Source organism: Stenotrophomonas lactitubi, assembly GCF_002803515.1.
Classification (GTDB): Bacteria; Pseudomonadota; Gammaproteobacteria; order Xanthomonadales; family Xanthomonadaceae; genus Stenotrophomonas; species Stenotrophomonas lactitubi.
Map to the genome: position 1 here is coordinate 737,688 of NZ_PHQX01000001.1, position 24,059 is coordinate 761,746.

Sequence of the window (24,059 nt, forward strand, 5' to 3'; positions counted from 1 at the left end):
AGGATTTCAATTATGAGCAAACAAACTGTAACGCTGTATCGAATGACCGCCGACCACACCGGCGAGCACCTCCATGTCCTGTTCCAGGACGACCATCCAACGCTTCCATCGGTCTTGGGGCCGTTGGAACCGGTTGAGGTGGCAGCCGACCATCCCGTGAGGATGGTTGAAAGAGAACGCTGGCTGCATCGATGCAACCTGATGGACCGAGGATGGACCGTGCTGGGGTCAGAGCATACCTTCGGATGAGAAGGGGCCTTCGGGCCCCTTGTTCGTTCTGGCGCTGGTCTTCGACGGATCGAAGTCCCCGCCGATGGCTGGCAACGATCGAGGTCTAAGGGGGCGGGCCAGCTGCCTGCCCAGTGGCACTTGTCGCCAAGCTCTCCACCAAGCCACGAGGGGAGGGCGTTCTGAAACCGGGCCACTTCTCCATTGGGCGCGGTTGCCGGGTGCGAAACCTTGGGTCCACGCGCCCGAGCGCAAGTGCGTTGCACTCCTCCACGGTGTTTCGGCCTCTCTGGCCTCCTGCGCTGCCGCTCCGTTGCTGCCGAGGTGCTGCACGGCCTTTCGGCTCCCCGGATCGGTTCGCGAGCAATCCGCTCGAGCCCAACGGAGCAACACCATGGCCAAGAAGAATCCCCAGCCCGCCACCGACCGCCTCGACGCCTTTCTGGTAGAGGAATACGAAGTCCAGGGCGAGAAGCGTAGCAACTGGTCGAAGATCGGCGCTGCCTGGCCGCACCAGGATGGCAAAGGTTACCGCCTCGTTCTCAACGCCCTGCCAGTCAACGGGGTGGTCGTGCTCCGCCTCCCGGAGCCCCAAGACGCCTGAACCCCACGGGGCCCTTCGGGGTCCCTTTCATTTCCTAAGGGAGAACGCCCGTGACGACCATCAACGCCCAGTGGTGCACCGCTTTCAACGCCGCTCTGCAAGCGCACTTCGCCCTCACCATCCAGGACGCCGGGCTCACCGACACCGAGCTGCCCCGCTACGCCGACTTGGGGCCCAAAGAGGCCGCCCTCACGTTCGGCGAAGACCACGATCTGGACCGCGTCGATCACGGGTGGTTTGGCTAGCCGCTTTGGCTGCCATGCCATGCCCGACGGATGCCACTGGGACCAACTTGGCTCGGGCAGACTGTGAGGTGTGTCACGCAATCGGTAAACTGTGCCCGCGCCAAGGTAGGCGCTATCAGGGGCACCATGAAAAAGTTCGTTCTTCCTCTCGGCTTCTTGCTGCTGTCAGGCTGCGCCACGTTTGCGCCAGCGCCGCCGCGGCAGGTGGCTTTGACCACCACTTTCGATCCCAGCGAAGTTGCTTGGTTCTCTGAGAAAGGCACTGGCGCCATCACCGGCCAAGCCTTCTTCCAGACCCGGGGTGGTCAGCCCAGAACCTGCGCGGGGTTGGAAGTCTCTTTGCAGCCCAAGTCCGGCTATGGTCGCGAGCGCCTGATCGCGCTTTACGGCAGTGCCGAGAGCGGGTATACCACCGTGGGTTCGGCCAACGTGCAGTTCATCCCTGACAGCGCCGATTACAAGCAGGCGCGCAAGACATCGGTTTGCGACGCCCAAGGCAACTTCAGTTTTACGGGCCTGCCTGCAGGAGAATATTTCCTGACCACCGGCATCATGTGGTCCGTTCCCGGTCAAGAGTTCATGCCTCCGCAGGGTGGACTTCTGATGCAAAGCGTCAAGCTCTCGGATGGGGAATCCACCCGAGTCATCATGACCCGCTGAGGTTGGCCTGCCCAAAAACACCACGCCTTCAGCCGGCGGTTGAGTGAAATGGCCAGAGTGGGGGCCTTGCGTGCCCCCATCCTTTCAACCGAGGAAGTTGGATTCCTGGTCGCGTGTTTGCTCTAGCGCATTGAATTGCTGGGTCAGCGCCTGGAGCCCCTGCTGCAAAGCCGCGTTGTAGGTGAGTGTCTGGTGGCCGGCATGGGCGTCGGCGACTCCCGCAAGAGCCATGCTCCAAGCGACGGGCAGTAGTTGGGGGCTCGGATGGCTGGCAATGATCGTCAGCAGCCCATACTCCAAGGCCTTGATGTATCCGCGATGGGCTTCCAGATCGACTTCGCAGGCGTCCAGTCGTGCCGCCAGCTGTTCTAGGGTTTGGGCCATGGTTGCGCTCGACAGGGGAGAGACGAGGTCCGATAGTGGCAGAAAGCCGCCGGATCATTGCCATGAGCATCCTCAATGTTCTGCTGAGTGCCGATCAACTGGTTGTGACCGTGGACACATGGGCCGAAGACGCGCGCAGCGGACAAACTTCAGCCGGAGCCAAACTGCTCCTCATTCCCCAACACCAGCTGTTGCTGGCGACCCGTGGGTCAGCTCAGTTCTTCCTTAGAATCTACCAACTGTGCCTGGAGGCGAGTTTTCGGGCAGACTTCACGATGGAGCAACTGAGTGCTGAGCTTGGGCTCGTGATGGATCAGTTGTGGCCCAACTACGTGAAGGCCGTGGCCGAGGCTGGGTTGCCGGCGGAACACTGCACCACGGAGTTGGTCTTGGGTGGTTGGTCGCCCAAGAACGGCCGGATGATGGCCACGGCCTATGCCAAACACGACTTGACCGTTCCAGCGGTTGTCCAGCCCATAGGAGGACAGCTGGCGTCGCCCGGCGATCCGCTCAGGGAGTGGCCGCCCAGCATGGCCACCCAGGACCTGCTGGTGGCAGCGCAGCTCCAGGCTCGATACCTCAACGCCAGCATGGGGCGGACCGTCGCCGGCGGACGGTTGCTATTGGGCTTTTTGAAGCCTGGCCAGGCGGTGGTCAAAGACTTGGGCCAGATTTAGCCCTGCCAATTTGGTCACTCGGACCGTTCAAAGCATTGCCCCAGTCGAGCGCCGGCTGACGGGCAAGTGCAGCCGCGCCTGCAGGGTGATCGGGCTTTTCTCCCATTTCTTAGCTTTAGTCAAAATAGCCCCCTTGTGGGTTTCGCGTGTCGGTGTATCCCAGACGTATGACGTTCGTGATGCGTGCGTCTGACACCGACCAACGAAATGCAAAGGGGGAGAGATGTTCATTGGATTCAGACTGACGAAGCGGCTTGTCGTCAACGTCGTGGTTGCCCTGGTGCTGGCGCGATTGCTTTTCATGGGCATGGATGGCTTGGACCGGTTTTCCGATACGTGGAACCGCACCTTTGGGGCGAGCATGCCCAACGCCAGCGGGTTGCGCGGCGCCGTCAACGGCGCACGCCAGGTGTTCCCGTCTGGGCTGGACGAGTATGCGCGCCAAGCCGAACGGGACGCGGCCCAAAGCACCTCGCTCAAGGACGTGTTTGCCAGCGTGTTCGGACGCGTGAAAAACGAGGAGGTCATGTTGCCCTCCGCCATCAATTCCGCTGGAGGGGAGGGCTCGATCTATGATCGCTACGACCATTGACTTTGAGTGGCTGTCCATTCTCTCCGGGTGGTCCTTGCTCAACGACAGTGCGGCGCTGCTGCGCACCCCGGGCCACCGTTGGGCGGGCTTGGAGGGATTGCTTATCGGCTACGGCCTCATCGCTGGACAGTGGTTCGTCCTGGCCGCCATGGCCGGAGCGCTGGCATGACCACCGTCGGCGCGGTGCTGGCCGCCATGCTGGCTGCAGCGTTCCTGGCCGCTGTCCTGGGCTTGGCCGGTATCCATTGGGTCAATGCACGGCACGCAAGCGGGGCGCTTCGTGTGCGTTACCGTTTGCGTGCCCAAATCCTGGCCGGTTTGGCGTTGGCGTGGGTGCTCACCCTGGCGAGGCTGTCCACGTGAGCCGGCCACCTTACGTGCAGATGGCCGTTCGCGTGCCACAGGAGCTGAAAGACCTGTTGGAGCAGGTGGCTGACCGGGAGGGGGTTCACGTCAGCGAGTTGGTGCGGCTGTTGCTGCGAGAAGGTCTGGACCAGCCACGGGCGACCTCTGCTGGCAGCCGGTAGGGAAAGCGAGCACCATTCTCGGGTGTCTGACAAAGGCGGGGTGGGGCATGGTCCGACGTTATCCCTATGAACGCCTGGGAGATCAGGTCTTTTCCGACGGCATGATCGGTTGCCGGTTTCAGCGTGTGGACCTCAACGCACGTTTTGGGATCAGCGACGAGCTGAGGCAGTTTTTTACCCAGCATGGGCGATGCGCACGCTGCAACGGAACGCTGGAGGATTGGAGCATTCACGAGGCGTGCAAAGCAGGTGCTCGCCGTTTCTTCCAGTCCTCCGATCTGGAGGTGCTCTTGCCCTTGGATACCTTTCATGCACATTGGAAAGTCCGCGTCCGAGAGACACGTCGACGAACGTCGTTTCACCGGGCCCTGAAGTCGAAGGCGGCGCCGGGCTCGCGCACCGCTGAGCAGATTAGGACGCTGCTGGCACTCCAGGAGCGTCGCTGCTACTACTGCTACAGATCCCTCGAGGGACCGGGTGGCGCTGTAAACGGCCCAGGCGAGCCCACCAGTTGCCACGAGGATCACTACGTGTCTTTGCATCACGGGGGGAGCCACTTCATCTCCAACATCGTGTTGGCATGTGTGAGTTGCAACTCGCGCAAATCGGATCTGCATGGGGACGATTTCGTTCGGGAGGCGCTCGAGCAAGCAACGCTGGCGAGACGCCGTCAATTGTTGCGTATCCACCAGAACCGAGCAGCGCACGCTTTTCGCTTGGTGGTTGAGGTAGTGGTGGATGCTGGTGACGATTGACCCTTGGTTGCTGTTCCCCTGCCGGCGTTGATGTATTGATGCCAATGCCTTTCGGATCAGCGTCTCATCTGGCGAGACAGGTTCTGACTAAAGTAGTTCCATGGAGAAAACCGTCCTTTACGTGCCAGCTGCGAAGCGATCCCACGATTTGGTCTGGGATCGGGAGGGGGGCGAGTGCTTGACGTTGGAGGCCTTCATGGAAGGCCGGGATTACGGAGAGGTCGTCCGGGATGGGCGGCTGGCGGCCGAACTGGAGGTGCTCGACGGCGCACCTCGGTTCAAGTGCCCCTATTGCAAGGACGCCATGGGCGTGAGGTCCAAAGCCATCCGCGCCCGAACCGAGTTCCGCTTCTACTTCGATCACCTCACGGCTCGCCACCGCGAAACCTGCACAGGGCGCAAGGGACATTCGCCCCAAGCCATCCTGGCGCGTCGGTTTGGGCTGTGTAAGGAGGGCGCGCTCCACAAGGCGTTCAAGGGGTGGGTGAGGGACAGCCTGGACGCTGATCCGTCTTTCCAGGAGACCAAGCTGGAAGAACGGTGGTGGGACATCGAGGGCGTGAAGTGGCGCCAGCCCGACGTGCAGACGCAGCGGAACGGCCAGCGGTGGGCCATCGAGATCCAACTCTCCACTACCTTCGTTCACGTCATCGCCGAACGGATGCGGCATTACCGAAAGAACGGGGGGCGCATGCTGTGGCTCTTCAAGGAGCTGGATCTGGATCAGTTCCGACTGTCCGAAGACGACCTGTTTTTCGCCAACAACCGCAACGCGTTTCGCGTCACCCCCGCCACCGTGGCCCGCTCCCAGCGCGAGGGCCGCTTCTGCTTGGAAGGCGTTTGGCTGGAGCCGCGCCGGGAGGGCGGCACGATCCGCGACGTAGAGGTGCGGCGGGAGGTTTGCTTCGACGATCTCACGTTCGACACGTGTAGCCGGGGCATCCCTCGGGCCTACGCCTTCGACTATGAAGGGCACAAAGCCCAAGCAGAAAAGGACCGAATGGCTTGGCAGGAGGAGCAGGTCTGGAGCCATCGGCGAGAGGCTTTCGAAACCTTCTACGTGGCCCTGCTGCGGGGAGAGATCACCGACTACAAGGAGCGCGATCGCCGTTGGGAAGACTTGCGCCGCTTGTTCTCCCCGGTGGGGATCACGCTGCCGGCCTATGCCAAGGAAGCCCCCGATTTGGACCGACTGCTGGTGATTGGCTATTCGATCAAGCACGGCGAAGGGCGCCCGATGGGCATCGGCTTTGAAACGCTGGCCGAGCTGGGCCACCACGCCCACAAAATCTGGCCCAAGAGCTTGTGGTTCTACCGTTGCATGCTCCGTGCACACCACCAATTGAAGACGGTCGTGTCCCAAGATCGCACCGGAAAGCTCCAGGCAAAGATGAAAGGGGTGCTCACCAGTTTGGCCCGGGGGGAGACCACCTTTGCGCCGCACCGGTCCTGGGATCCCCTCATGCTCCGACTGTTCCCCGAGGTGGCGCCTTTGTGGTTGGCGGATCCCAGGCACGTGGCGACAGATGCCTTGAAGCCGCATCAGCAGGCAAAGAAACCCCAAGAGGTGGTGGCATGAAGGAAGACCGGTTGAGCCACGGGATCCAATCGGCGCTGGACGCTCGTGCTGCAAAGCGCCAGCCCACGGCGTTGGACATCGCACAGGAGGCCAGAGAGGCCAAGGCCAGCCTGGAATCGAACATGTCCTGCATGGCCCGCATCACTGTTCCCGCCAGCAGTGAGCGCCACCGGGTGACCTTCCAGCTGTTGAGGGCATCGATGGACTACGGCCGTGCGTTGCTGTTCCTCCTGGAGACCCATCCCATCGATCTTCCAGCGGTGGCCTTGGCGATGCATCGCTCCCAGATTGAGCAATTCCTGCGGGCGGTGTTTGTCCAGTTCCTTGCCGACGACGAACAGCTGGAGGACTTTCTCCAGGAAGATCGCGGCCCCCGAAAGAAGAACGAGAAAGGAAAGTGGGTGACTATTGCCCTCAAAGACCTGGCCGCGGACGTGGAGCAGGCCATTGCACGCATCGGGCAGGACGATGAGCCTCAGAAGCTGGCTCGGACGGTGACCAATTCGTGGGACCCTCTGTGCGGACTGGTCCATGGCGGGAAGGCCATTCGGGTGATGTATCAAGATCCCAATGGGCAGATCGGGGCGCACGTGCCGGCAGCCATTCTTTTTCAGACCACCGTCAACGCGGTGGCCACCACCAACTTGTGCGTCATTGCAGCACTGACAGCGGTTGGGGTTGGGGCCTTTGAGGAAAACCCCGTTGTTGAGCAGTGCGCCAGCGGGATGCTGCATTACATGCAACGGAGGAGAGCTCGCATGGAAGAGCTGGCCTGGCCGCCTTAAAGGATCGGACGCGCATTGTCGCGCGGCTCTCTATCCCCACCAACGATCGCTGGCGGGGAGAGTTGCAATCGGAGGTCTGCGAATCCTCGGTTTAGGCGGCGTGCCTTCTGACCAAGGGATTCCCAGGTTGAGTCTGCTGCGTCGGACGGAGGCTTTTCGATAAGGACAAGCTGGGCCGATGCCTTGAATCTCTCAAGGAGTGCTGCTTCATGCCCCGGTGGGGCCAGTGCAGCGCGGCTGCTGGCCTCCGCTGCGTTGAGCTCCAGCATGTTCAGTTCGATCAGCGTCGTCATGGCAACAGGGGACCGGGTGGGCTCCGTCCGCTTGCCGCGCCAAAGGTTGGTGATCCATGTCCACATGGGGTCGATTCGTCCTTGTTCGCCGATGTCCTAGTCCTTGGTGGGCGACAACACTTTTTCGATGAGTGCGTTGCGCTTCTTCGCCGACAGCTCACCCAAAGCGCCTAGCAGTTCGGCAAAACGTTCCTGCTGAGCCGCGCTCTGCTCGCCCAAAGCCAAGATCGCATCGGCCATCGCTGGGCTGGTCGCCAAAAGATAGGCTGGGGGCACCTCCAAGGCTTGGGCCAGCTCGAAGAGGGCTTCCAAGCTGATCGACATGCCCTCGGATTCATACCGAGAGATTCGGGCCGACGCCGTGTCCTTGTCCATCCCCATCCGCACTCCGACTTCGCGCTGGCTCAAGCCCCGCAGGACGCGGGCTTGGCGCAGACGCGCGGCCACCACGGCTCGGGGAGCGGGCGGGGCGGCGGTCACGGGCTGAACGGATGCAATGCAGGCATGCGGACAGGATGACCCAGAGGCTACGCCCCGGGTAGACTCTACGTGTCGCGTAAGTTGGCTGCAAGATCCCAAATCCATTGGTGGGAACAGGGGGTTTCATGAAGGGAGTTAGAAGGGCCGTGCTGACCGGGGCGTTTGCCCTGACTGCGGCGGCTGGAGCGCAGGCGCAATCGGGGGCTGGATCGGATCTGCTTCGCCAGATCGGCCGAGCCATCCAAGGCACGCCCAAGGTGGTCAGTGATAGGGCAAGGAGCCCTTACGTCGAGCCGACCGGGACCTACTGGGACCTGGATCAGGACGTCTTGGAAGGGGCTCAGCACCTGCGGGCCGGGGTGACGGCTGTGGGTGGTGGCGGCGTGGACACTTGCGACATGCAGCTGCTCGCCATGGCCCATTCGTCCTATCGCATCGACGCCGACAAGCGCCAATGGTGCCTGAGGCAATGGTGGCTGATGGACACGAAGGCCCAGGGCGCCAACGGCATCTCAGGCGATGATCCGGCTGCCATCGAGCGCCGTTATGGCCCGGCTTTCGACGCGCGCCTGCAGCGCTTCAAGGCCATCCGACGGTTTGCCGTTCGTCCCACGTTCCAAGCCCTGGGCGATGTCGCCTATCGGGCCGACCGTGGCGTGCTGGAAGGATTCATCCCGATGCCTCAGGTGTCCGCGGCGGGACAAAGCGTCACCGGCAAGGGCTTTGTGCCGTGGGTTCACCGCACCTCCACGGGGGTGTCCAGCCCACCCAACGCCGGCCGCTTCCACCTGCTCATCCGAATGGGCGCCCAAGAGGCCGCCAACTTGGCGCGACAAGGTCGCAGCTACCGAGACGATCTGGTGGTGTTCTCCGTCAACCGGGTCTGGGTGGAGGGCACGGTGCCGAAGATGGACGTGACGATAGAGAGGGTTCGGCTCGGATACCGCGACGAAACCATCGACGTTGATTTAACCCATACGCAAGGAGCACCGGCATGAAAGCAACCCACGTTTCCCTCGCCCTGATCACCGCAGGCTTGGCCGCCTGCAGCAGCAAGGCGGATTTGCCCACCATCGAACAAGTCGCCCACGCTTACGAGGCGCATGCCAACGCCAACCTTTCCAGCGAAATGGGCCAACGAATCGAGGTTTGGGGTTGGAAAGACCTCACCGCGGATTGCACCTCCAGTGGTCCCCAGCGGGCCACGTGCGTGACCGGTGGAACGCTGGACGTGGTCGGGTTCCAGGGCGGGCAGCAGTTGAAGCCCGATCCCGTTCCCGTGCCGTCGGCTTACGACTTCATCTTTGAGAAGCAACCCACAGGCTGGGTGCCGGTCGGAGCCCAGAAGAAGGGCTGACCTTGCCAAGGCGCGGAATCGCGCTATGCATTGAGGGAACACCACTTCAAGGAGGTCCCATGTCTTACAACGCTCACCACACCCCCGGCGGTCACATGCAGTGGGGCTTGCTGGCACCGGGCACCGTCATCCTCGGTGGTGCAGGCCTGCTGTTTCTTGCCGGAGCCCAAGAGATCGGCGAGAACATGGGCTACGGCTGGGAGGCCGGCCTGGCGGCCGCTGGTGGGGCAGCCGTGCTGCTCTTGCTGCTCCTGCTCTACGTGTTGAACTGGCGCGCGGCCCGCGTGCGCGCGGCAAGGGCCAGCGGGCTCCCGGTTTCGCCGCGCAAAGGTGGCTTTGGAAAGGGCGCCCTGGTGGGCTTGCTCTTCGTCGTTGCCCTGCAGCTGGTCAGCGTTGCCGTGGGCCTGCTCTACCCGGGCCTGGAAGAGGGCGAGCGAAACTTCTTCACCTCCGTGCCCCCGATGGCTCTGACGGCGCTCATGCCCGTGGCGCTGATCGTGGGTGGCATCGCAGGCAAGCTCTGGCGCTCCACCAGCCTGTAAGATCAGTCCATGTCCTTTGGGGCCCCCGCGAGGGGGCCTTTTTTTGTGCCAGGAAAAGCCCACTGCCACCGCCGTCGCTTCGCGCCGGCTTCTGTAAAAGCGGTGGTGGGAAAAGAGCGGATGACGCCTTCGGCGCGAGAAGTGATGTTAGGAATAACTGCGGCCTTAGTTCCGCAGTTTTTGCTTTTAGTCAAGATTTTGTCCACCGAAACCGTGGACAAATTTTCATGGTGATCTACCTTGGATACATGGGAAGGCAATCGTGCCAACCGACAAACAAGGACCTCGCCATGAACCACACGATGCTCATCACAAACGACACCATCACCGTCAAGGAAGCCCACGAAGCTGCGCATGCCGCTGCCAGCACTTTGTTTGACCAGTTGTCTGGGTATACCTATTCGACCGGCGCGGCGGGCTATCCCGCGTTCCAGTCTTCCGCTGAGGACGCATTGCTGGCTTTCCTGCTGAACCGCAATTCGGCAGAGCTGGGATGCGAAGACGACGAGCTGTTGGCTGACCAAACCGTCTCCGTCAACGTGGAGCGCCAAGAGGACGGGCAGCTCCTTTATGAGGTGGTGTTCGACATGGAAGGGTCGGATTACGGCACCAATTGCAAGGTCAAGGACCTGGCGACGCTGGACGAATGGTTCGATGAAGAATGGATCGGCGTGGAGTGCGCGGAGTAAGGCGTGCTGACAAAAACTGATCGCGTAAGAACAATTCATGTCCTTTGAGGCCCCGCGAGGGGCCTTTTTTGTGCAAAAAACCAACCGCCGGTCGCTTCGCGCAGGTTTCTGGAAAGCGGCGATGGAAGAATGGTATGTGACGCCTTCGGCTCGAGAAGTGATGTTAGGAATAACTGCGGCTTTAGTCCCGCAGTTTTTACTTTTAGCCAAGATTTTGTCCGCTACAGCCGTGGACAAATTTACAGGGCGATCTACCTTGAATTTGTGGATAGGCAATCGCGCCTTCCGAAGACCATCAAGGAAATCGACATGAAAATTCATCACCTCGTCAGCGACGGAAACCAAGCGGTCGCCATCACGCAATCGGCATCGAGTGGCGGTGGCTACGCGCACCCGGTGAAGCTCTCCGCCATTCGCTTCAACGTGAAAGACGCCGAAGCGGTGCTCCAAGAACTCAACAAGTCTGGCCATCGCAGCGAGAAGTCGTTTGAAGTGATCGAGCGCTGGGACGCTGACGCTCGCAACCAGGGACCAAAGTCGAAGTTCGGTCGAACCCTTGCCGCCCTTGTGGACGAAGCGAGGGATCACCTGGAGGGGCAGGTGATCTACGAAGCCAAAGGCATGGAAGAGGGCACCGTGCGTGCGATCAACGCCGCGGCGAAGCAAGCCAGGCTTTCGCAGGTCCTTCCTGCCGCAGGCGGTCCGAGCATGGTCATCGGTGGGCAGGTCTGGAACCCACGGCAAGAGGCGCAGAGCCAAGCTCCAGCTCCGGCGGCTGACCTAGAGGCTCCCCGTCAGCGCGTGCGCCTGTAACCGCCGATCACCCACCAGTCAAAACCAGGAGATTCGACATGAACGTTCAAATTGCGGAAGCCATGAACAATGCCAAAGACGACGCGGACCGCTACGGAATCCTTGCAGGGTTCGCCTCCTGCAACCGGGCCCTGCTTGAGAAGGGGGCCGCGCAAGAACTGGTGGACGCCCTGTATTTCGCTGGCGCTGCGATCAACCGTTGGCGTGCCATCGCGGTGGTCCGAGAGGCGGCCGCCAAGCCGTTGGACGCGGCGTCCTAAGCCGGAGCGCGACGTGCTTCAACCTGTCCCTTCCCCAAAACTTGTCACCCTTCCGTCCTCCCGGGGCTACTCCCGTGATTTGGAGCGCTTGCAGGCGGCCGCCGCGCGCGCGCAGGTCACCCGAAACGAAGCCGTGCGCCAAGTGCTCGCCATGTATGCCGCCCACCCTTACGCACTGAGCAAGCGTCGGCTGGGTGGGGAGAGGGACGTGCGCCTGGCCTACCTTCCGCTGCAGCGCAGCGTCTTGGAGGCGGTGGAGCAGGGCGCGGTGAACGCGGGGATTTCCACCGCAGAAGCGGTGCGCCAGATCATCCGGGACTACGTCCAAGGACATCTGCTTCGGAACCAGGTTCGGGGCAGCCGCCATGGGTGACCGCCGCCCACCACCGCCAGGAAGTCCGAGCGCTGAGCTGATTCACGCGTGCGTCGATGGAAGTCTTTTCCGCGCTCTACAGGCCCTGCGGCAGGGCGCCAACCCCAACGCGTGGCGCCTCAACGAAGGTCCTGCGCTCCATTCCGCACTTGCCTGGCCCCGCATCGTCGAAGCCCTCCTGCAAGCTGGTGCGCACCCTCAAGAGAGGAACCACTGGTGCGAGCGCCCGCTGGAAAAGCTGGCGGCGGACTACCAGTTGAGCGACGACGCCGACGAGCGCAGCCGACTTGAGCAGACGGCGTTGCTGCTGTTGCGGCTGGGCGGCAACCCTCACCGGGGCAGTCCGTTCTGGAACACGCCATCGCTGAAGACGGCGATGCCGCACGTGGTGGCCACGGTGGAAGCCGAACAACGCGCGGTCCACCTGGAGCAGGCATGGGCAGCCCGGGGAAGTGTCAGTGCAAAGCGGGCAAGGCTGTAGAGCCAACCGCTCAACGCCGCCACCGGTCGCTTCGCGCCGGTTTCTGTAGAAGCGGCGGTGGAAAAGAGTAGGTGACGCCTTCGGCGCGATAAGTGATGTTAGGAAAGACTGCGGCCTTGACACCGCAGTTTTTACTTTTAGTCAATATTTTGTCCACTACAACCGTGGACAAATTTCCATGGTGATCTACCTTGGGATCAGGAAGAACGCAACGCTCTTCCCACCGACTGGAACCGCCGACATGACCCTTTCTCTTCTCGCCATCGCTGCCCCCATCGCCCTTCCTTTCAGCCTTTGGTTGGCCCAGCGCCTTGAACGCTGCATCGATCGTGCCCTTTGGGCGCACTGAGGGAAACGCCATGACCACGCGTGCCGCCCGCCACCGCTATTACGCATACGAGCGCCGCGATGGTTCTGTGTGTTACCTGCCAAAACTGTTGCACGAGGGGATTCAGCGCTACCCGCGAACGATCGCGCACTACCACCTGGTGCAGTGGTTGGGGGTGTCCAAGTTGCTCAGCAAAGACGAATACAAGCAAATGGCGTGGCTGGGTTCACAGCGGGGCACGCTCTGGCGTGGCTGGGTTCACAGCGAAGTACGCTCCGAAACACCCATGATTCAACGCGTGCTGGTCTCACCGGCTGACACCCTGGCAGGGCAAAATGGTTTCATGACCCACGCTGCCGCTCCATCCACCCTTCAAGCCCCGGCCTACGGCCTGCTGCTCGGCCACACCGAGTGCCATTTCTGCCACGCGCCGACGCCCACCGCCGCGATCTGGGTGCCTTCGTTCGAGGAGCACGACGACGAAGGTATGGCAGATCAGGGGGAGGGCGCTGTGTTGCGCTACATCGAGCGCTTGAACGAGGAGGCCGCTGCGTTCGTTGCCGGCCACGCCCCTTGGCTTCGCTTCGACGCCACCCGGACGTCAGGGCAAACCTACTTGGCCCACCATTGCACCACCTGCGGGGCCCTTCAAGGGGACCACTTCGTGTTTTCGCCGGATGGCCCGTATTGGCCCCAAGACGATGTCCAACTTGCGTCTCTTCGCTTCATCCGAGGTTTGGGCCCGCTCACCGCTCAAGCATCGGCAGGACAGAGCGCGTGGATGGACCGGGTCCCTGTGACCTGCACCCAGGCGTGACGGCATTCCCAAGTTCAACCCTGAATCGGTGTGCCGAACGCGGCACGCTCTCAAAGCTTTGTGCGCTGCGCGCCGCCCCATCGCCCAGCTTCTCCGGTCAAGGGACATTCCAGGGCCCGTGTCCTCGCTGCGCTGCGGGCCGCGCCAGCCCTTCCATTTCCTCCCTTGACCGCGCCTGTCGGTGGGGCAGTGGGTTCCCCATTCCAGGACATCCCGACCGGATGCCCTGGGCGGGCCATCACTGACAAGAGGAACTGCGCATGTTCGAACCTTCTGATCTCATCCATTCCTACACCCGGGCCCAGGCGATCGACGACGGCGTCCTGGTGGACGTGTCCGACGTGGCCAAAGAAGCCGGTTTCAAGTTGCCCGTGGCCATCACCCGCGCTGCGTGGGCACGCTACGTCGAAGTGCCCAGAGGGTTGGAACTGCGCGGCCAGTCGGTGGACGGCCGGCTTTGGGACGTGCTTTTCATGCTCCATGTGGCCATCAAGCGGCAGCAAGGCAACGGCTCGGAGCTCCAGTTCCAACTCCACGTGGCCTTGCCGGATGCCGGCGACTGGTTGTCGAACGAAGCCCACCCGGAGGTCGGGTCTGGCCTGACGCGGTCGACCCATCGCCTTGTCACCTTGAAAGCACTGTGTGAGCCCGGGGACGCCCTAGAGCCGGTGGTCACCGTCATGCTGCCCAACGAGGATTGAGAAAGGGGGGCCGGGAAACCGGCCCTCATCGTTTTCCCGTGCTGGTCCCGCCGCTACCATGGCGGGACGACAAGGGAGGGGTAGGGGATGGAGAAGTTCAGCTGGAAATTGATTCCGTTGGCGCAGAGCGAGAAGCTGGGGCCGCTTGTGCCTGACGCACTTCCTATCCTGCTGCGATGGGCCAAGGAAGGCGATGACCACACCTACACCGATCTGGCGCGTGAGCTCCACGACCGCAACGGCCATTCCATCAAGCACGTCCTGAACTACGGGCGGGTGGCAGGTGGGGTGGCGCAAGCCATCGAATGGTTGAGCAAGCAATGGGGGGAACCCATTCCTCCCTTGCATGCCATCGTGATCAACAAGAACAAGGGAGTTCCGGGCGATGGGGCGGTGACCATCGTTCCGGCGTATTTCGATGGCAAGCCCATGGCGACCGAAGAAGATCGCAAGGCGCAGTTTGAAGAAGCCAAGCAGGATGTCTTCACTTACCCACACTGGGACAGGGTTGCCCGCGCCTTGGGCGCCCCCGTTGTGGAGCCTGATGCTGGAGAGAAGCCTCAGAACGAGGCGCAGCGCGTCATTCCGCTCCCCAAGGTCCAGCAGGGAGGCGGCCCAGAGAGCGCCGAACATCAAGCCCTCAAGCGCTGGGTGGCCAACCATCCGGAAGAGTTCATGGACTACGGCGACTTCACCGCTGGCACGAACGAGAAGCTCTTGAGCTCCGGCGATCGGTTGGATGCCCACTTCGACAACGGCAAGCACCGTCTAGCCGTTGAGGTGAAGACCAGCCGGTGCAGCGAAGACGAGCTCCAGCGAGGCGTCTATCAAGCGGTGAAATACCGCGCCGTTCTCCGGGCCGAGCAGAAGGCGATCCGCCACGTGCCCAACGGGGAGGCGGTGCTGGTGTGCACGCGCGCTCCGAACGCGGAAACCCGAGCGCTCATCAGGCGGCTGCAGGTGCGGTTCCAGCAGGTGCCGCTGGAGGCGGAGCAAAAATGAAGCCTGAGGAACTGGAACAACGTATTCGCCAAATCGATGGATTCGTTCGGGTGCTCACGCAGGAGTGCCACATCCTCGACGAGCGCCGGCACATTCTGTCCCCACTCATTCAAGACCCCGAGATTCAGGCAGGGCTGAAAGCCAAGCTGGACAAGACGCCGGGGGCCAATGCCTGGAACCACCTGGCGCCGCTTCTTGGACAAGACCTGGTGCGCGATCAGTCACGGCTATTTCTGGACAACGATTCGCGGTCCGGTAGCCTGACCAACCTCTGGCGAAAGCTTCAAGCAGATCCCGCGATCAAGGAGCACTACCGGGAGCGCTACGGTCGCATCTTCGATCACTTCCACGACGAACCGATCAGTGACCTGCCGCCCGAAAGCTCGGCTGTTTTCCAGGAGAAGTTCAGACAGAGCGATCGGGACGAGAACTACTCGCGCTTCGATAGTGGCTGGGAAAAGGTCTCCAATGAAATGGCGATCCTTTCGGTTGATCCCGTGGCAGCGAAAATCAAGACCCTACGGGACAAGCACCATGCCCACCTGGAAATGCGGAAGTTGGACGAGGAGCCCGGCGCCTTTGACATCAACACGCTTGGGTTGACCTTCAATGAGGTCTTGGCTTTTGGTGATCGTTGCCAAGCCACAGTGGCCGAGCTTGGGCTGCTCTTGACCGGAACCAGTTGGGATCCACAGCAATACGCGTCGGTTCACGAAGCCCAAGGCAAGGCGATGTGGAAAACCTTGGCTGGGGTTTGACTTCGAGGCACAGCAGCGAAGAGCCCAGAAGCCGCCGCAGGTGGCCAAGCCACCTGCCTTCTGAAAAGCACGCTTGGTGCGAGGGCATTGCCTCCGGTCGGTTTTGGAAATCCGAAGCTTTGCCACTTCGAACGTGAGGGATGCCCTCCGCCTTCTTTGCCGTCAGGGGCACTTGAATTCAAAGCCCACCCAGTCGCTCGCTCCCAGGTCTTGCCAGTAGAACCGCGCGCCTGGACCCACGACGCTGCACGAGCAAGCCGCAGGCCAAACCGCGGTGCCAGGGTGGTTGACGAAGCCGTAACCTGGCATCGGAGTTAAGTTGGCGCGCAGCGCGTAGACACAGGCTTCCAAAGCCGGTGTTGGGCGGGTCACGCCAGGTGGCTCTGGCGTAAACGTGGGGGTGTCGTTCGTTTCGTATTGCCAAGTGCATGCCAACGAGGTGGCTTGAAGCTCGGCCAGGGTCCGGGGAGCGTTGCAGAAGATCGCCCAGCCGTAGTGCCCTCCGTCTCCCCACGAATGCCAAGATCGCCCGGTGTATTCGGGAAACGTCGGAGGTGGTGCGTTGGGGGTGCATGTATTGGCCTCGTTGCGACGAACCCCAGTCTCCGCCCAATTTGTCCAAGTGGTGAACGTCGGGCTGGGCAGCGACCACGTGGTGGCTGGGCAGCTGTATGTCCCAGTCCTCGTCCGCCGCTGCTCGGCCTGCCACGTGTGCGATCCACTCTGGCCCGCCGGGCAAGCGGCACTCGCGGCGACCCACTGGGTTTCGGCTTGTGGGAAAGGCGCTGGGCAAGCCGTGCAGGTGGTATTGGTCTGCGTCCAGGCGTTCCACGAACCGGTGCCCGTGCAGGTGAAGGTGCGCTGCTGCCCAATCGCGCCAAACTGACCTGCAGGGCATCCCACGTTGCGGGTCTCGGGAGCAGGGCACGGCGTGCAGGTGCTGTTGGTCGTGGTCCAACTGCCGGCCGTCGTGGAGCCAGCCCACGCCTCGTAAACGCTCGGATCGGTTCCGCAGTGGTGACGGCGGTTCTGGAACACCTGGCCCACTTGGCCCAATGGGCAGTTGATGGTTCGGTTCTCGCTCCACTCCTGACACGGCGGCACCGTGTTCGTCGGCGGTGGCGTGGCCGGGGATGAAGTGGGCGGGGCAGGGGGCGTCACGCTCACCGGGGGAGCGGGCGGAGTGACTGGTGGGGGCGTCATGGGAGGAACGCTTGGTGGCGGGGCGGTTGGGGGCGACACCGGCGTGGAAGGCGCGACCGGCCCCACGGGCCCTACTGGGGTTCCCACGGGTGGAGAAACGGGAGGCGTGACCGAGGGGGTGACGGGGGGCAACACCAGCGGCGATCCGGTCCATTCGCCCGCCAACAACCCGCTGTGGTAGACGAAGACCACGCGCGATTTGTCAGCGCAGGTGCGGCCCAGCAATCCGACGTCGAGCTGGCCGCCGGTGTTTCGAATCACCGACACGTCCGACACCTGCGCGTCCCACACCCCGCCCGCGTTGGCCGCGACCAGGTCCACGCACGCTTGGCGAGGAAGGCCGGCGTAGCTGACGGAGAACGAATCCCCGAAGCGTTCGACGGTGTAGGACTGGACGTTCACTGCGCCGCCCCACGCGTTGGTCAAGACGCTTTCCCCGACGCCGAGTTGGGATTCGGGGGCCAGGCCATCGACCACCACGGCGGTGGTGCTCACCCCGCGGAACGTTCCCACCACCCCAAAGCTGCTCTCGATACGACGGGACAGCTCGCGCAGGTTGCGCGTCTCGCTGGCCACCTTGGCCTTTGCATCGACCTGGCCAAAGAACAGGAACATCGCGCCCGTGGCGGCGGTCACGGTCCCTAGTGCAAGCAAGGCCTCGGTGAGGGTGAAGCCCAGCGCGCAGCGCACGCCTTTGGAAAGGCGGGTGAGGGTGGGCGAACAGCGGGGGCGGGTCGTGTGCGTCATGCATTCAGCATGCGATGCACCTTGGATTCCGCAAGCCCCTGTTTTTAGTCAAAAAAAGTTGGATTTTTCATCTTGACATTGCGTGGTGGTCTGGTTGCATGGGGTTAAGGGAGTGGGGCGACCTACTCACGAAGACCGCTTTAAATAACCCAAGAGACCGTCGCCATGATTGAAAGCCCCACCCGCTCGGCCCGCCCCATCGCTGGCCTTCCTTTCGCGCACATCCCTCCCACGGTTCCCGCGTTCCTGCCCGAAGGCAAGCTTCGCCGGCAAGCCCGCCTGGCGCGCGAGCAACGCCACTTCGAGCGCCAGCTGCGCAAGGAGCTGAAATGGAAATGACCACCGACCGGCGCGCTCAACGGCTTCTGGAGGCCATCGAACACCGCAACCCACAGGCTTTGAAAAGAACCATTGCGGCCATCCACGAGGCACGTCTGAAGGCTTGGAGGGGCCTGACGGCTTTCCCGTCCTTGGACCACCCGGTGGGGCCCAACGGAATTACCGCTTTCCACGTCGCTTGCATGGCGTGGCACGTGAACCAGCATGACCCGGCCAAGCGGCAGTGCTACGACAAGATGGCCGGAATGCTGGCCGAAGCAGGGGCGGACGTGTTTGCGGAGTTCGGCCCGGCAAAGCAACGCTGGACGATCATTGAAGCGCTGCATGGCGCTACGCCACCGTCTGTCAAAGCATGGATGGCCTCTCAGCCGTTCGATCTGCATTGCTCTGCGTCAAACACCGCCCACACGATTCGGTGGGACAGCCGTCGTCCAGTCGCCTCGCTGGAAGAATAGAAAAGAATCCAAGGGCTGAACGGCCCGAAAGGGTTGCAAAAACATGCACTTGCGCAATGGCGGCGTCGGGGTAAGTTCGGAGGGAACCCCTATCTACTCACGAAAGGATGCCCTATGCGACTGTGCAACTTCTCACTCAAGGGTGGCGTCGGCCGCACGACGCTGGCCCTGAATCTTGCCGGGTGCTATGCCCGTGACCCCAGCCTGCGTGTGTTGGTCAACGACCGGGACCCCCAAGGCGGAGCCTGTGCGTTTGCCTCACTGTCGGACGAAACACCGTTCAGTGTCGGGCGCTCGCGCTCCCCTGGCTTCGACGTGGAGATCACTGACACTCCACCACGCCTGCCGGACAACGAAGTGATCCCCGAGGCTGATCTCTACCTGGTGCCCACGTTGCTCGATGGGGCCAGCTTTCTCATCTTTCTGCGAACCGTGGATGTGCTTGAAAAGAAGGGGAAGCGTTACCTGCCCATCGCCAACCGGGCCAACGAGAAGCGGGCAGCCCATCGACGCCGCCTGGAGCACCCCAAGATGTCGGGCGCTATCCTGGTGCGGGATCGTGCGTTGTTTGCGGACTGCTACGAGGAGGGAAAGACCGTGTTCGACGCCAACGGCCGCTGGGCCCGGGTGGCCCAGGAGGAGATCCACGCCCTGGCTGTCCGGGTGCGCGATACCTTGGCCGCTGGTGCAGGCCGGAGGGCTGCGGCATGATGGAGCTTCCCTTGGTTTCCCTCCCAGACCTACCCATGGCCACTCGCAAAGCTCCTGCCAAGAAGGCTGCCACGAAGAAGGCCGTCAAGCGCACCTTGGATGACATCAAGGACGTGACCCATGCCAAGGCTCGCCGGACCAGCAAAGCGGCAGGCCTTCCGATCGCCCGCATCCCGGAGCATCTGTTGCTGGGGCCGGGCGACTACCCGGAGCGCAAGTCCTACTTCGACTACGACGACAGCCAAAAGGCTGGCAACGTGGGAGGCAAGCGGGTTCACATGGTCATGCCCCGATCGGTCACGCTGCACGACTACCGCCGTCGGGAGGACGGGCTGCGCCACCACCGGGCCATGGTGACGATCCCGCCAAAGCTCCGCGAGAACATCGCCAAGCTGTTTGGCTTTGACGATTCGGAAGACGCCGGCAGTGAAGTTGCGTTGACCACCGCTATGGTGGCGTTGGCCGACTACGCGGCGGCCTCGCTCATCAAGGACAAGACGCTGTTGATCGTGAGCTCGCCGGTGGACGAGCACGCGGAGGACCGCAAGGCCGCCAGGGTGGCGGTGCGGAATCTGGGGATGAGCAAGAACGGAAAGATCTACTGACCCTCACAAACAGGGGAACGAAGAAAGCGGCCATAGCCGCTTTCTTGTAGCTGTGGATCATCCCGTGGGCAGAGCAAAAGCAGCTAAAAAAGCGTCCCCTGGCGGGAGCAGGCATACGCCTACGGCGCGGAGAACCGTTGATTGCACTTCCGGATCCACGCGGAGGGCGTTTCTATCATGAGCAATGGTTCGATTTGTCCGATCAGCCGGAGCTTTGGGTCGGCTCATTGAGAAAGGCTGGCACCGTCCAGCTCGGACGATTCATTGCCCGCCAGTCGCCGCCGCAGGGCCTCTTTGGACATCTTGGGCGGAGCGTCCAGCGAGAGCTCCTTTCCGTCCAACGAACGGTAGAACGGATCGTCCACCCCCGCGCTGACGTAAACGACCAGGTCCGGTCCGATGGTTAACAGGCCTGTATCGAACAACGCGTGGATGTCCTTCCGTAGCAGTAAGCCATTGCTCAAAGCATTGGTGGCTGCCCCGTTGTAGGGGACGATGTGAGCGGCGTCGATGACGCTTGCCAAGGCGGTCCCGGTGACCATGCACACGGCTCCGTAGTGAGCGACTAGGCGTTTACGAAACTCGGCTTGGCCCTCTCGGATCACCCGAAGGACTTGTTCCACCCGCTTGCCCTCGGCCACGATGGCTTCCGCCGCCGGGGGCAGTGCCTGTTCCACTGCCAACCGCCCGCTCTCTTCCAGCACACCTTGGAGTGCTTGGATGGCGTCGTATCCAAGCAGCTCTGCCGCCGGGCGCAGCTGTGGGTCAATGCCGGATCGGTGTCGGATGTGGGCCAACAGGAGGGCGGCGTCTTCGAGGTAAGTGAGCTTCTCTCGGCGCATGCTCCAAAGCTGGTTCAGTTCGTCCAAGCCCCAGGTGTTCAGCGCCAACTGGACCTCACCGCTGCTCATCCGGCGGGCGAGGTTGCCCTTGGCTAGGTTCTGCCGGACCAAGTATTCCTTAAGCTCGGGCGGATCGGTCAGCTCATCGTCATCGATGGCAAACAGGCTTCTGTAGGTCCGCGTGGCGGCTTGGCTCTTCTCTTCGTGGCGTCGTCGTTGTTTCTCCGCCCGCCACTTGGCGATGCGTTCCTTTTCGCTTTCCATGCCGGATGGTGTTCGAAGTTGGGTGCGAAGCTAATGGTAGTGGATCACGGCCGCTGAGAGCGGCCTTGCACTTTCCGCTGGCGGGCCTCCAACCACGACGACGCTAGATCGTCCACATCGGCCTGCATGGCTGCCCGCTCCCCGGGCAACCATGCCCTCAGCGTCCCACTTGCCACGCCCGCGTCTCGCTTCGCCAAACGCCGCCTTGCTTCCAACCACTGGGCCTTCGTTTCCCCCTCACGTGTGGCTTGACGCTGGGTCCGCATGCGAACGGCGTTGGGCCTGTCGCTGTAAGCCGGGATGTGGTCTTTGGCCTGGCTAGGCCACGGTGCTTCGTGCGTGCCCTGTCGCCGCAGTCGGATCTGGCGCAGGCTTGGATACCGGGCCATCCACCGGTTCTCAAAGGAGCGGTCGGGAGGGAGAGCAGTCCCCAAAGGCAGGGGAATGACCAACGCGTGGAGGGCGATCAGCTGCCACACCGCCGCTTGAAAAACATCCTCGGTCAACCGGAAGGCCGCCACGTCGGGGTGTTCCAGCCATTGGCCTTGGTGCATATTGCGCAAGAGCGCGGCCAAGTCGTTTCGCGTCAGATGGGCACGGTGGGCCAGTGGCCACCCCACTATCCAGCCGTCCGAATGCCTCTGGGCGTGAACGACGAACCGGGGGTGTATCCAGCGCTCTTGGAGCTGGGCAAGGACGGTGGCTGGCTTGGCAAAGCGCCCCACCTCGACCAGGTGGTTGTCGGAGCGCTGGAGGACAAGCAGCCGGTCGGCCAGCAGGGCGTCCAAGGGTTCTGGTGGCAGCCGCTGGCTCAACTCGGGCCAGGCCAACAGGTCTCGGCTGCCGCGTTCAGCGATGCAGCGTTTGCAGGCCATGAGCAGATTTTCGGTGTCCGCCGGGCCGCCCTGGTTCAACGGAACGAGGGGTGAAAGCCCCCACGAATGGCGATGATCCACGTTCAAAGGGGCGGTGCAGAAAGCGCACGCGGGGTTCTCAGAGCGGCGGGCCACGTCCAGCGCCCAGCGTGGGGTGGCAGGCGCACGGACGGCATGGAAGGCCAGCACGCGACGGGCAAACGCGTCCAGGTCAGCGGTGTTCATGAGAGCACTCCTGAAACGACAGCAGGTGGATCATTCATGGGCCAATGGCGGTGAATGGAGGCCATGGCGCGCACCCTCGTTTGACTAAAACGAATTGGTGCGAGGGATTTGCGGGTTCCTTCCAGTGGTTCTTTGGCTGCCCACGGAAGATTCGGAAAGCACGGTGTCGGTGCATCCAATGGCACTGCACACGTTTGACTAAAACCAACGTGGCTTGGGTGTCGTGGGGCGGTGCAGCGGGTGGGCGAGGGCAACCTGTCCTGGGGATCCGGGGCAATGCGAAACGGTGGGCTGAAAAACTTTGCACGGATTCCCGGGGTGGGGCATCGGTGGGCGTGAGGGGTGGAAGAGCGGGAGCGTTGCGTGGGCATGGCGTGGGCGGCGGTCCTGTGGGGCGAGGGGGCGTAGACCAGCAATAGCGCAGCTGGGGCAACACGCAAGGGGCCGCCGAAAAGCAACTGCAAGAGCCCAACATGGGTGGAAGCATTGTCGGCAGTGGCAGAGAAGCAGGAGCCCGGAAGGTTCCCCAGAGTCGTCATACACATGACGCACTGAAGTGGGAGTGCGTTTTTCGCCCAAGAATCGCTGTAACGCCAGCCGAAACCTCAATGCAATCAAGGCCTGACCATGTCACCACCGAATGGAGACAGTGTCAGTGCTTGTTAGCTCGTTTGGCCCATGTTTTTCAGGCTCCTGACGTGGGGCCTTGCCAACTCCGAGATTCGCGGTATCGGTGGAGTAATCCCGAAACGGAGTTACTCGACCGATGGCGTTCGTTCGTCAAAACGTAAACCTCGACCCTCGGCAACTGAAACTTGCTCAGCGGCTCGCCCGTGAATCGGGCAGCGCGTTCAGCGCCTACGTGCGAGAGGCGCTGGAGCGACACAACACCGCCACGTCAGTGGTGAGCGTGTTGGAGAACGCCAACGCTCAGCTGGAGCGCCTCATCGACGATCTGCGGGAAGAGAACGCGCTGTTCCGGAGTGCGCTCCAGGAAGATCTGCGGCGGCTGCGAGACGAAACGAAGGCGGAGCAGGACAGCGCCATCCAGCGCTACGAAGAAGCGCTTCGCAAGGTGGTGACGGCGGCCCTCTCGCAACCCTCTCCCAAAGGTTCTGGTGCGGCCAAGGTGCCCGCAGCCGGACCCATGACTGCTCCACGCACCTAACTTTCCCCCACAGCAGGAGATCCATCCCATGAAACGTTTTTCCCTTCCTCTCACTCTCTGCCTGGTGGCTTGCATGCCGCTTCAGGTTTCCGCCCAGGCCACCCCTGATGCGGTGCATGCCGCGGCGGACGATGGCAAGCCCAAGGCCGATAAGAAGCGCCTGTTCAAAGCCGGTGGCATCGGTTGCGTGGCCGGCGGAGCCATCGCCTTGCTCACGGGCAAGAAAGACAAGGCCTGGGGCGCTTGCGCCGCGGGTGCTGCAGTGGGTGCTTCGGCGTCTTACGTGACGCAGCAGCGGGAGCACGCCGAGCAGGCCGCCGAGGCCGCCCGTGCGGCTGGCATGAGGGCCGAAGTGGTGACCAAGACCGAAACCGTGGAGGGCAGGCAGGAAGCCGTCCTGGATTCGTTGCGCTTGAACTACAGCCCCGCCGACATGAAGAGGTTGGACGGCGACACACGGGCCTTCCTCGACAAGTTCGCGGGTCTTTTGAACAAGTCCAGCAACGGTTTGACGGTGGTGTTCCAGGGAGCTGACAAGGCCGCCTGCCAAGTGCCCATCGTGGAGCTGGCCAAGCGTGGCGCGCTGTCCAAGGTCACGGTGGACGACCGCTGCGGCAGCGGTGAGCCCGTGATCGTCGTTACCCCGGTGCCTGACGTCCGCTGACGCCAATTGCCCGGGTGTCTTGCGATGCCCG

37 protein-coding genes are annotated in these 24,059 nt (G+C 62.5%); 31 read left to right on the forward strand and 6 right to left on the reverse strand.

Going from position 1 to position 24,059, the window contains the following annotated elements:
• The first annotated feature begins 12 nt into the window (after positions 1-12).
• The 4 genes from CR156_RS22650 (at position 13) to CR156_RS03485 (ending at position 1,737) form a co-directional block, all read left to right on the forward strand.
• Positions 13-249: a hypothetical protein gene (locus CR156_RS22650; RefSeq protein WP_133120050.1), complete on the forward strand. Its 237-nt coding sequence runs from the start codon at positions 13-15 to the stop codon at positions 247-249.
• 373 nt (positions 250-622) lie between these two features.
• Complete coding sequence (locus CR156_RS03475; protein ID WP_099596959.1) at positions 623-832, forward strand: hypothetical protein; 210 nt, start codon at positions 623-625, stop codon at positions 830-832.
• Positions 833-882: 50 nt separating this feature from the next.
• Complete coding sequence (locus tag CR156_RS03480) at positions 883-1,077, forward strand: hypothetical protein (RefSeq protein ID WP_099596960.1); 195 nt, start codon at positions 883-885, stop codon at positions 1,075-1,077.
• Between the two features lie 126 nt (positions 1,078-1,203).
• A complete protein-coding gene (locus tag CR156_RS03485) occupies positions 1,204-1,737 on the forward strand; it encodes a hypothetical protein (protein WP_099596961.1) in 534 nt (177 codons plus the stop codon).
• 84 nt (positions 1,738-1,821) lie between these two features.
• On the opposite strand, the gene CR156_RS03490 is transcribed toward CR156_RS03485, so the two are convergent.
• Positions 1,822-2,121: a hypothetical protein gene (locus tag CR156_RS03490; protein ID WP_100551916.1), complete on the reverse strand. Its 300-nt coding sequence runs from the start codon at positions 2,119-2,121 to the stop codon at positions 1,822-1,824.
• 62 nt (positions 2,122-2,183) lie between these two features.
• Between CR156_RS03490 and CR156_RS03495 the strand changes: the two genes are divergently transcribed.
• The 8 genes from CR156_RS03495 to CR156_RS03525 all read left to right on the forward strand — a co-directional run bounded on the left by CR156_RS03495 (position 2,184) and on the right by CR156_RS03525 (position 7,036).
• Positions 2,184-2,798, forward strand: a complete 615-nt coding sequence (locus tag CR156_RS03495; protein WP_100551917.1) for an apurinic/apyrimidinic endonuclease family protein — start codon at positions 2,184-2,186, stop codon at positions 2,796-2,798.
• Between the two features lie 223 nt (positions 2,799-3,021).
• Positions 3,022-3,390 (forward strand): hypothetical protein, encoded by a 369-nt coding sequence (locus CR156_RS03500; protein ID WP_100551918.1) that lies wholly within the window; start codon positions 3,022-3,024, stop codon positions 3,388-3,390.
• A complete protein-coding gene (locus CR156_RS03505; RefSeq protein WP_100551919.1) occupies positions 3,371-3,559 on the forward strand; it encodes a hypothetical protein in 189 nt (62 codons plus the stop codon). The genes CR156_RS03500 and CR156_RS03505 overlap by 20 nt, the downstream gene beginning before the upstream one ends.
• Positions 3,556-3,753, forward strand: coding sequence for a hypothetical protein (locus CR156_RS03510; protein WP_049419577.1), 198 nt, complete (start codon positions 3,556-3,558; stop codon positions 3,751-3,753). The genes CR156_RS03505 and CR156_RS03510 overlap by 4 nt, the downstream gene beginning before the upstream one ends.
• 20 nt (positions 3,754-3,773) lie before the next feature.
• Positions 3,774-3,917, forward strand: coding sequence for a ribbon-helix-helix domain-containing protein (locus tag CR156_RS23370; protein WP_108724046.1), 144 nt, complete (start codon positions 3,774-3,776; stop codon positions 3,915-3,917).
• A 47-nt stretch (positions 3,918-3,964) separates the two neighbouring features.
• Positions 3,965-4,672, forward strand: coding sequence for an HNH endonuclease (locus CR156_RS03515; RefSeq protein ID WP_100551920.1), 708 nt, complete (start codon positions 3,965-3,967; stop codon positions 4,670-4,672).
• A gap of 100 nt (positions 4,673-4,772) precedes the next feature.
• Positions 4,773-6,251, forward strand: a complete 1,479-nt coding sequence (locus CR156_RS03520) for a competence protein CoiA family protein (protein ID WP_100551921.1) — start codon at positions 4,773-4,775, stop codon at positions 6,249-6,251.
• Positions 6,248-7,036 carry a DUF6988 family protein gene (locus tag CR156_RS03525; protein ID WP_100551922.1) on the forward strand — a complete coding sequence of 263 codons (789 nt, stop codon included), beginning with the start codon at positions 6,248-6,250 and terminating at the stop codon, positions 7,034-7,036. Before CR156_RS03520 ends, CR156_RS03525 begins: the two co-directional genes overlap by 4 nt.
• On the opposite strand, the gene CR156_RS22655 is transcribed toward CR156_RS03525, so the two are convergent.
• A complete protein-coding gene (locus tag CR156_RS22655; RefSeq protein WP_133120052.1) occupies positions 7,033-7,329 on the reverse strand; it encodes a hypothetical protein in 297 nt (98 codons plus the stop codon). The genes CR156_RS03525 and CR156_RS22655 overlap by 4 nt on opposite strands.
• 96 nt (positions 7,330-7,425) lie before the next feature.
• Positions 7,426-7,779, reverse strand: coding sequence for a helix-turn-helix domain-containing protein (locus tag CR156_RS03530; RefSeq protein WP_409349564.1), 354 nt, complete (start codon positions 7,777-7,779; stop codon positions 7,426-7,428).
• Between the two features lie 155 nt (positions 7,780-7,934).
• Here CR156_RS03530 and CR156_RS03535 point away from each other — a divergent pair, with 155 nt between their 5' ends.
• The 13 genes from CR156_RS03535 (at position 7,935) to CR156_RS03590 (ending at position 15,930) form a co-directional block, all read left to right on the forward strand.
• Entirely contained in the window at positions 7,935-8,807 is an 873-nt protein-coding gene (locus CR156_RS03535) for a hypothetical protein (RefSeq protein ID WP_099490547.1), read from the forward strand.
• Positions 8,804-9,166, forward strand: coding sequence for a hypothetical protein (locus CR156_RS03540; RefSeq protein WP_046272117.1), 363 nt, complete (start codon positions 8,804-8,806; stop codon positions 9,164-9,166). Before CR156_RS03535 ends, CR156_RS03540 begins: the two co-directional genes overlap by 4 nt.
• A gap of 59 nt (positions 9,167-9,225) precedes the next feature.
• Entirely contained in the window at positions 9,226-9,708 is a 483-nt protein-coding gene (locus CR156_RS03545; protein ID WP_024956693.1) for a hypothetical protein, read from the forward strand.
• A gap of 290 nt (positions 9,709-9,998) precedes the next feature.
• Positions 9,999-10,397 carry a hypothetical protein gene (locus tag CR156_RS03550; protein WP_100551923.1) on the forward strand — a complete coding sequence of 133 codons (399 nt, stop codon included), beginning with the start codon at positions 9,999-10,001 and terminating at the stop codon, positions 10,395-10,397.
• Positions 10,398-10,706: 309 nt separating this feature from the next.
• On the forward strand, positions 10,707-11,210 hold the full coding sequence (locus tag CR156_RS03555) for a hypothetical protein (RefSeq protein ID WP_100551924.1): 504 nt from the start codon (positions 10,707-10,709) through the stop codon (positions 11,208-11,210).
• Between the two features lie 38 nt (positions 11,211-11,248).
• Positions 11,249-11,470: a hypothetical protein gene (locus CR156_RS03560; protein WP_100551925.1), complete on the forward strand. Its 222-nt coding sequence runs from the start codon at positions 11,249-11,251 to the stop codon at positions 11,468-11,470.
• 13 nt (positions 11,471-11,483) lie between these two features.
• Entirely contained in the window at positions 11,484-11,843 is a 360-nt protein-coding gene (locus tag CR156_RS03565) for a hypothetical protein (RefSeq protein ID WP_133120053.1), read from the forward strand.
• A complete protein-coding gene (locus tag CR156_RS22660; protein WP_133120054.1) occupies positions 11,836-12,324 on the forward strand; it encodes a hypothetical protein in 489 nt (162 codons plus the stop codon). Before CR156_RS03565 ends, CR156_RS22660 begins: the two co-directional genes overlap by 8 nt.
• Before the next feature lie 178 nt (positions 12,325-12,502).
• A complete protein-coding gene (locus tag CR156_RS22865; protein WP_158229708.1) occupies positions 12,503-12,673 on the forward strand; it encodes a hypothetical protein in 171 nt (56 codons plus the stop codon).
• 10 nt (positions 12,674-12,683) lie between these two features.
• Positions 12,684-13,469, forward strand: coding sequence for a hypothetical protein (locus CR156_RS23115; RefSeq protein WP_243381689.1), 786 nt, complete (start codon positions 12,684-12,686; stop codon positions 13,467-13,469).
• A 260-nt stretch (positions 13,470-13,729) separates the two neighbouring features.
• The gene (locus CR156_RS03580; RefSeq protein ID WP_100551927.1) at positions 13,730-14,170 is read left to right on the forward strand and encodes a DUF6573 family protein; all 441 of its coding nucleotides are present in this window, start codon (positions 13,730-13,732) and stop codon (positions 14,168-14,170) included.
• Positions 14,171-14,257: 87 nt separating this feature from the next.
• A complete protein-coding gene (locus CR156_RS03585) occupies positions 14,258-15,172 on the forward strand; it encodes a hypothetical protein (RefSeq protein ID WP_100551928.1) in 915 nt (304 codons plus the stop codon).
• Positions 15,169-15,930, forward strand: coding sequence for an AbiU2 domain-containing protein (locus CR156_RS03590; RefSeq protein WP_100551929.1), 762 nt, complete (start codon positions 15,169-15,171; stop codon positions 15,928-15,930). Before CR156_RS03585 ends, CR156_RS03590 begins: the two co-directional genes overlap by 4 nt.
• A gap of 162 nt (positions 15,931-16,092) precedes the next feature.
• Here CR156_RS03590 and CR156_RS23050 read toward each other — a convergent pair whose 3' ends face one another.
• Positions 16,093-17,880 (reverse strand): type 4 pilus major pilin, encoded by a 1,788-nt coding sequence (locus CR156_RS23050; RefSeq protein ID WP_100551930.1) that lies wholly within the window; start codon positions 17,878-17,880, stop codon positions 16,093-16,095.
• Positions 17,881-18,045: 165 nt separating this feature from the next.
• Here CR156_RS23050 and CR156_RS22875 point away from each other — a divergent pair, with 165 nt between their 5' ends.
• From CR156_RS22875 to CR156_RS03610, 4 genes are all read left to right on the forward strand, one after another.
• Positions 18,046-18,219: a hypothetical protein gene (locus tag CR156_RS22875; protein ID WP_158229327.1), complete on the forward strand. Its 174-nt coding sequence runs from the start codon at positions 18,046-18,048 to the stop codon at positions 18,217-18,219.
• Positions 18,210-18,674, forward strand: coding sequence for a hypothetical protein (locus CR156_RS03600; RefSeq protein WP_100551931.1), 465 nt, complete (start codon positions 18,210-18,212; stop codon positions 18,672-18,674). Before CR156_RS22875 ends, CR156_RS03600 begins: the two co-directional genes overlap by 10 nt.
• A 114-nt stretch (positions 18,675-18,788) precedes the next feature.
• On the forward strand, positions 18,789-19,385 hold the full coding sequence (locus CR156_RS03605) for a ParA family protein (protein ID WP_049402585.1): 597 nt from the start codon (positions 18,789-18,791) through the stop codon (positions 19,383-19,385).
• 35 nt (positions 19,386-19,420) lie between these two features.
• Positions 19,421-19,990: a hypothetical protein gene (locus CR156_RS03610; RefSeq protein WP_241876473.1), complete on the forward strand. Its 570-nt coding sequence runs from the start codon at positions 19,421-19,423 to the stop codon at positions 19,988-19,990.
• Positions 19,991-20,214: 224 nt separating this feature from the next.
• On the opposite strand, the gene CR156_RS03615 is transcribed toward CR156_RS03610, so the two are convergent.
• Together CR156_RS03615 and CR156_RS03620 are read right to left on the reverse strand one after the other, a co-directional pair.
• Positions 20,215-21,096: an HNH endonuclease gene (locus tag CR156_RS03615; RefSeq protein WP_100551933.1), complete on the reverse strand. Its 882-nt coding sequence runs from the start codon at positions 21,094-21,096 to the stop codon at positions 20,215-20,217.
• 44 nt (positions 21,097-21,140) lie between these two features.
• The gene (locus tag CR156_RS03620) at positions 21,141-22,196 is read right to left on the reverse strand and encodes an HNH endonuclease (protein ID WP_243381692.1); all 1,056 of its coding nucleotides are present in this window, start codon (positions 22,194-22,196) and stop codon (positions 21,141-21,143) included.
• Positions 22,197-22,962: 766 nt separating this feature from the next.
• On the opposite strand from CR156_RS03620, the gene CR156_RS03625 reads away from it, so the two are divergent.
• Positions 22,963-23,364, forward strand: a complete 402-nt coding sequence (locus CR156_RS03625) for a hypothetical protein (RefSeq protein WP_049419591.1) — start codon at positions 22,963-22,965, stop codon at positions 23,362-23,364.
• Positions 23,365-23,392: 28 nt separating this feature from the next.
• Positions 23,393-24,028, forward strand: coding sequence for a hypothetical protein (locus CR156_RS03630; RefSeq protein WP_100551934.1), 636 nt, complete (start codon positions 23,393-23,395; stop codon positions 24,026-24,028).
• Positions 24,029-24,059 lie beyond the last annotated feature (31 nt).